Here is a 6,000-nt window from a genome sequence, read left to right on the forward strand (position 1 = left end):
GATGGCCCACCTTGGGCTTGAATTGATTTAAACTTTCCCGGCTAGACTTCTCCAGCGTAGTCTTTGTTGCCCCAGCTTTGCCAAGCCGGCACTTCTGACAGGGAAGCCCGTCGCTCGTCCAGCCAAGTTTGGAGAATTACCGCCGCCGACTGCTGATCGATTAAGCCCTTCTGGGCTTTGGCCGGGATCCCTGCCTCGCGCAGATCCCACTCCGCCTGCGCGGTGCTCAGGTATTCATTGACGGTAACAATGGGAAGATCCACGGCCACCTGCAAAGCGCGCACGAACCGCTGGACTTTGCGGGCCTGGGATCCCACCGACCCATCCGCCAGAAGGGGGATCCCCACCACCACCACGGTGGCCTGGCGGCGGCGGATCCACTCCTGCACTTGGGCAATATCCTCTGAGAGGGAACGGCGCTGGATCACCCCCAGGCCAGTAGCCAGCAGCCCCAGCCGGTCGGAGCCGGCCACGCCAATGCGGCGGTTGCCTACATCCAGCCCCAGCGCTGAAAGGGGATCCCTTGTGGCAGAATAGTTCAGGCTTATCGACATCCTTGCTGATCTTTATGGCTGCCTGGCCCCCTTTGGGGCTTGCAGTTTCCGTTCCCCTATCCTCTCTCGATGACCCTGTTTGGAGCAACACTCGATGACCAGCGCTACCCTGTCTCTCCCGAAGCATGAAGTGAAAGATCTGAACCTCGCCCCCCTGGGCAAGCAACGGATCCAGTGGGCGGCGCGGGAGATGCCGGTGCTGGCCCAGATCCGGGAGCGCTTTGCTCAAGAAAAGCCCTTTGCCGGGCTGCGCTTGGTGGCCTGCTGCCACATTACGACCGAAACGGCCAACCTGGCCCTGGCTCTACAAGCAGGGGGGGCGGATAGCGTTCTCATTGCCAGCAATCCCCTTTCCACCCAAGACGATGTGGCCGCCAGCCTGGTGGCGGACCATGGCATTTCGGTGTTTGCCCTCAAAGGAGAAGATGTGGCCACCTACCGCCGCCATGTCCAGATTGCCCTAGATCACCGCCCCAACCTGATTATCGACGATGGCGGAGATGTGACGGCGGAGCTGGTGCAGCACCGTCAGGAGCAACTGTCGGAGCTCATCGGCACCACGGAAGAGACCACCACTGGCCTGGTGCGCCTTAGGGCCATGCTCAAGGCGGGGGTGCTCAGCTTCCCGGTGATGACCGTCAACGACGCCGAGACCAAACACCTGTTCGACAACCGCTACGGCACCGGCCAATCCACCCTGGACGGGATCCTGCGCTGTACCAACATCCTTCTGGCCGGGAAGACGGTGGTGGTGGCTGGCTACGGCTGGTGCGCCAAGGGAGTGGCCATGCGGGCCCGCGGCATGGGATCCCAGGTGATTGTCACGGAAGTCAACCCGGTGCGGGCTCTGGAGGCGGTGATGGACGGCTTCCGGGTGATGCCGATGGAAGAAGCCGCTGCTCTGGGGGACATCTTCATCACCGTCACCGGCAACAAGCACGTGATTCGCGGCGAGCACTTCGACCGCATGAAGGATGGGGCGATGGTCTGCAACGCCGGCCACTTTGACATTGAAATCGACCTGGTGGCGCTGCAGGAGCGGGCCGTCTCCCGACAGACGGTGCGCCCCTTTGTGGAAGAATACCGTCTGCAGTCGGGCAAGTCAGTGGTGGTGCTGGGGGAAGGCCGCCTGATTAACTTGGCTGCTGCCGAAGGGCACCCCGCCAGCGTCATGGACATGAGCTTTGCCAACCAGGCCCTGGCCTGCGAATACCTGGTGAAAAACCGGGGCCGCTTGGCCCCAGGGCTTCACCCCATTCCTCTCGAGGTGGACGAGGCCATCGCCCGCCTCAAGCTCAAGGCCATGGGGATCCAAATCGACAGCCTCACCCCCGAGCAGATCGAGTACGGCAACACCTGGACTGCCGGGACTTGAGGGTGGGTGCTGGCGCTACGAACCTGAGATACATCCTAAAACCTGTCGCACCTGGGCCAACTCGTCAGCAGGGAGGCGAGCTTTCAACTCCTTCTCCCAGCGATCCAGCCAGTTGCACAGTACCTCCGACAGACAAACCTTTTGGTTATGGAGCTCACACACTACCCAAAGGCTGCCGTGGACGACAACGCCGCTCTCCGCGCAAGCTCTGCGCAACCGGCCATCGTTGGAGAGGAGCGTAGAGCTGCTGGTACGGCAGTAGTGAAGACACAATGCGTCAGCTATCGACAACCCACTTTTCTTCAGAACCATTGCCTCTGGAAGCCACGTTTCCTGCACCTGGACAACCTGCACGCCCAAAGCAAGAACCTGGGACTTGCAAGGGTCATCGACTTCTGCCAGTACCACGTCAAGCACCTCCAGACTTGCCAACCTCGCTAAGGATTCCAGCCCCCCAACCTTGGCGAAGTCAATGAGGATGTTGGCTTCAGGCATAGCTGCCCCTCTCATTGTCTCCGCCGAGGCGCGTTTGGGTAACTCCAACAGGTTGTCCAGAGATCCATCCAATGGAATGAGAGTGGGATCACCACTTCAGCCTAGCCCCGGTGCACCTGGGCCCAGACACGGGTGGGCAGGCCCCAGATGTAGATAAAGCCTTCGGCGGCGCGGTGGTCGAATTGATCCCCTTCCCCGTAGGTGGCCAGCTCTGGGTTGTAAAGAGAGTAGGGAGAGCGACGACCCACACAGACTGCCTGGCCCTTGTGCAACCGCATCCGCACGACACCGGTGACGCTTTTCTGGGTGGCGCGGATAAAGGCGTCCAGAGCCTCCCGCAGCGGCGAGTACCAAAGGCCGTTGTAGATCAACTGGCTGTAGGTGGTCTCGATGCCGTACTTGTAATGGATGACATCGCGGGTGAGGGTGAGGCTTTCCAGCTCGCGGTGGGCTTGGATCAAGACCATTAGAGCAGGGCACTCGTAGATCTCCCGCGACTTGATCCCCACCAGGCGGTTTTCAATCATGTCGATGCGGCCCACCCCATGCAGGCCAGCTAAGGAGTTGAGCTGCTCGAAGAGGGCTTTGGGGCCAAGGCGCTGCCCATCCAGCCCGACAGGGATCCCTTGCTCGAACTCAATCTCCACGTAGGCGGGCTCGTCGGGTGTCTGGGAAATAGGCCGGGTGAGGGCATACACTTCCTCCGGCGGCTCCCGGTCGGCATCTTCTAGGATGCCGGCTTCAGCGCTGCGGCCCAAAATGTTGAGGTCGATGCTGTAGGGGCTGGACTTCTGCACGGGCATGGGGATCCCGTAGCGCTCCCCATAGGCAATGGTCTCCTCGCGGGTCATCCCCCACTCGCGGGCAGGGGCCAACACTTTGAGCTGGGGATTTAAAGCAGCAATAGCCAGATCAAAGCGCACCTGGTCGTTGCCTTTGCCGGTGCAGCCGTGGGCCACCGCATCGGCGCCCACCTCTTCCGCCACTTCCACCAGCAGCTTGGCAATCAGGGGTCGGGCCAGGGCCGTGGAAAGGGGGTAGCGCTGCTCGTAGAGGGCGTTGGCCTGGATGGCCGGGAAGGCATAGTCGGTAATGAGGGCCTGGACAGCCTCCCGCACCAGAGATTGCTCTGCCCCCGCCCTAAGGGCTTTGGCCTGAATGGCCTCCAGCTCCGCCCCCTGCCCCAAGTCGACTGCCAGGGCCACCACCGATTCCACCCCCCACTCGTGCTTGAGATAGGGAATGCAGACGGAAGTATCCACCCCGCCTGAATAGGCCAATACCACCTTCTTTGCCCGTCCCATGGGATCCCGCCGTTGCCGTTAAAAAGTTGCTAGCCCATTATGCCCTGTGGCAGGGATCCTGGCTGGCCTCAATGTCGGTTTCCTCAGCTATTCTCAAGGGGATTTCTCCTGCCGGGGAAAGGCCGGGGGTGTGAGTGAGCATGGCTGGCAAAAAGACGGCTGCGGCGTGCCGGGGATCTGAGCCCAAGCGAACTGTGGGGCTGGGGATCCTGTCGCTGCTGAGCTTTGTGGCCGGGATGGGGTTTGCCGCCCTCTCCCAGCCAGAGGTGGGATCCCCTGTTGCCGTCTCCGAGCCGGAGGTGCCCCGTTTTACCGCCCACGGTTGGCCCTTGTTGGATCCCTTGCCGCAGCCGGACGAGATTTGGGAGTGCGAGCTGGTGGTGGTGGGCGGATCCCTGGGAGGGGTGGCAGCGGCAGGCCATGCCATGCGAGGGGGGGTGCAGACCTGTCTCATCGAGCTCACCCCTTGGCTGGGGGGGCAGATCACCTCCCAGGGGGTATCGGCCATTGATGAATCGCTGCCAATGCGGCAACGGGGCAATTTTTCCCGCCACTGGCTGGAGTTCAAGGCCTTGATCGAAAGCCAGCCGGTGCATCTGCCGGCCTGGACAGGGATCCCGCCGGGAACCCGCGTATCCGAGATCAACAGCTGCTGGGTGGGAGGGCTGTGTTTTCCGCCTCAGGCGGGGCTGCAGGCGGTGGAAACCTGGCTGCAACAGGCAGCTCAAAATGCCCCCAACAGCCGCTGGGCTACCCAAACGGCTTTTAAGGGGGCCACCTTCAGCGCCGATGGATCCCAGATTGAAAGCATTTACGCTGTGCAGCGGCAACCCCGGGATCCCAACTTTGTGCCGCCGGGACGGCTGTGGCGGGAGCTGGTGAGCTGGTACAGTTGGCAGGAAACGGAGGTGTTCGCCAAGCGAGTGCTGCGTCTACAAGCGCCGCCGGGCCGCCCATTCTTCGTGATCGATGCCACCGATACCGGAGAGCTGGTGGGCTGGGCCGGGATCCCCTATCGGCTGGGTTCGGAAGGGCACGATGTGACCGGCGAGCCCAATGCCGCCCCCGCCAGCAACCCGGAGTGCACTCAAGCCTTTACCTTTCCCTTCGTGCTGGCCATCCACGACGATGGCGGTCGCTCCCGCGCCGAGCTGGCCCAACTGCAACCAGGCTATTCCCGCGCCGAACACCGCCGCGAGTTCGACATGGAAGGTTTCCCCACCTTCAGCGGCCAGAGCTTTTTCAATTACCGCCGCATCGTCAGCAAGGGTCGCCGGGATCCCTTCTACAGCACGCCTGTTCCAGGCGACCTGACGCTGGTGAACTGGAACCGCGGCAACGACTGGGGGATCATGAACCCGCCCCTGATCCTGACGGAAGAGCGGCTGGTGGCCTCGGGGCAGCGCCACAACTGGCTGGGGGGCCTGGATGTCTCGGCCATCAAAGATGGAGAAAACCACGCCCTGCTGTTTGCCGAGTGGCTGATGGAAACCCAATCCCGCAGCGGCTATCCCCTGTCCTTGGTGTTTGCCGAAGAGTCCTTGCTGGGCACCCGCTCCGGCCTTAGCCTCTACCCCTACATCCGCGAAGGTCGGCGCATCCTGGGGCGAGCTGCCTACGGCCAAGCAGAGTTCCTGATGTTGGAGCAGGATATTCGCGTCGGCACCGCCGGGGGGCGGGACTTCAGACCTACCGTGGTGGGGGTTACCCACTACGCCATCGATATCCACGGCTGTCGCTACCGCAACTGGGAGCCCTCTCTTTCGGCCAGCTCCGCGCCAGTCAACGAGTTTTCCGTCCGTCCCATTCTCATTCCCTTGGAAGCCCTGATCCCGCAGAAGGTGGATAACCTGCTCATCGGCGGCAAAGGGATCGCCGTCAGCCACATTGTCAACGCCGCCACCCGCGTGCATTACGGTGAATGGACCATCGGCTCGGCGGTAGGGCTGACCGTGGCTTGGCTGCACAGCCAGGATCCCAGCTTGACCCCAGCTCAGATCGTGCCGCAAGGCAAAATGGCCGATTTACAACGCTACCTGATCTCCCATGGGCAAAGACTGCAATGGTGAACCCAGAGGACACCGTCTCAGCGCGAACGACAGATCCCCACCCAATCGACCCAATTTTTCCGATATCGGGGCCCTAGGTTGTGTTGATCTTTCATTTGAGCCAAAAGGGAGCACTGACGAGATAGAGAAAACTCAAGAAGTTCCTGGCCAATTTGTCAAAACGAGAAAATAGATGCCGGTACTGCTTTAACTTATGAAAAAAG

General features: G+C 61.6%; 5 protein-coding genes and 1 pseudogene. 2 read left to right on the forward strand and 4 right to left on the reverse strand.

Annotation, left to right across the window (positions count from 1 at the left end):
- Nucleotides 1–41: 41 nt before the first annotated feature.
- Nucleotides 42–554 carry a Holliday junction resolvase RuvX gene (ruvX, locus tag ACVWZF_RS07610; RefSeq protein WP_011433350.1) on the reverse strand — a complete coding sequence of 171 codons (513 nt, stop codon included), beginning with the start codon at nt 552–554 and terminating at the stop codon, nt 42–44.
- A 94-nt stretch (nt 555–648) separates the two neighbouring features.
- Between ruvX and ahcY the strand changes: the two genes are divergently transcribed.
- On the forward strand, nt 649–1,929 hold the full coding sequence (ahcY, locus tag ACVWZF_RS07615) for an adenosylhomocysteinase (RefSeq protein WP_011433351.1): 1,281 nt from the start codon (nt 649–651) through the stop codon (nt 1,927–1,929).
- Nucleotides 1,930–1,944: 15 nt separating this feature from the next.
- Here ahcY and ACVWZF_RS07620 read toward each other — a convergent pair whose 3' ends face one another.
- Together ACVWZF_RS07620 and ACVWZF_RS07625 are read right to left on the reverse strand one after the other, a co-directional pair.
- Nucleotides 1,945–2,424, reverse strand: a complete 480-nt coding sequence (locus ACVWZF_RS07620; protein WP_148202735.1) for a PIN domain-containing protein — start codon at nt 2,422–2,424, stop codon at nt 1,945–1,947.
- A gap of 101 nt (nt 2,425–2,525) precedes the next feature.
- Nucleotides 2,526–3,728, reverse strand: a complete 1,203-nt coding sequence (locus ACVWZF_RS07625; protein ID WP_011433352.1) for an argininosuccinate synthase — start codon at nt 3,726–3,728, stop codon at nt 2,526–2,528.
- A 236-nt stretch (nt 3,729–3,964) separates the two neighbouring features.
- Between ACVWZF_RS07625 and ACVWZF_RS07630 the strand changes: the two genes are divergently transcribed.
- Nucleotides 3,965–5,797, forward strand: a complete 1,833-nt coding sequence (locus ACVWZF_RS07630) for an FAD-dependent oxidoreductase (protein ID WP_011433354.1) — start codon at nt 3,965–3,967, stop codon at nt 5,795–5,797.
- Between the two features lie 91 nt (nt 5,798–5,888).
- On the opposite strand, the pseudogene ACVWZF_RS07635 reads toward ACVWZF_RS07630, so the two are convergent.
- Nucleotides 5,889–6,000: pseudogene (locus ACVWZF_RS07635) on the reverse strand (IS5-like element ISSoc13 family transposase); the annotation flags it as partial.

It is taken from the genome of Thermostichus sp. OS-CIW-30, from assembly GCF_054060215.1.

Coding starts and splice junctions, on each gene's coding strand:
- ruvX (WP_011433350.1), bottom strand. CDS start 554: ATGTCGATAAGCCTGAACTATTCTGCCACAAGGGATCCCCTTTCAGCG.
- ACVWZF_RS07630 (WP_011433354.1), top strand. CDS start 3,965: ATGGGGTTTGCCGCCCTCTCCCAGCCAGAGGTGGGATCCCCTGTTGCC.
- ACVWZF_RS07620 (WP_148202735.1), bottom strand. CDS start 2,424: ATGCCTGAAGCCAACATCCTCATTGACTTCGCCAAGGTTGGGGGGCTG.
- ahcY (WP_011433351.1), top strand. CDS start 649: ATGACCAGCGCTACCCTGTCTCTCCCGAAGCATGAAGTGAAAGATCTG.
- ACVWZF_RS07625 (WP_011433352.1), bottom strand. CDS start 3,728: ATGGGACGGGCAAAGAAGGTGGTATTGGCCTATTCAGGCGGGGTGGAT.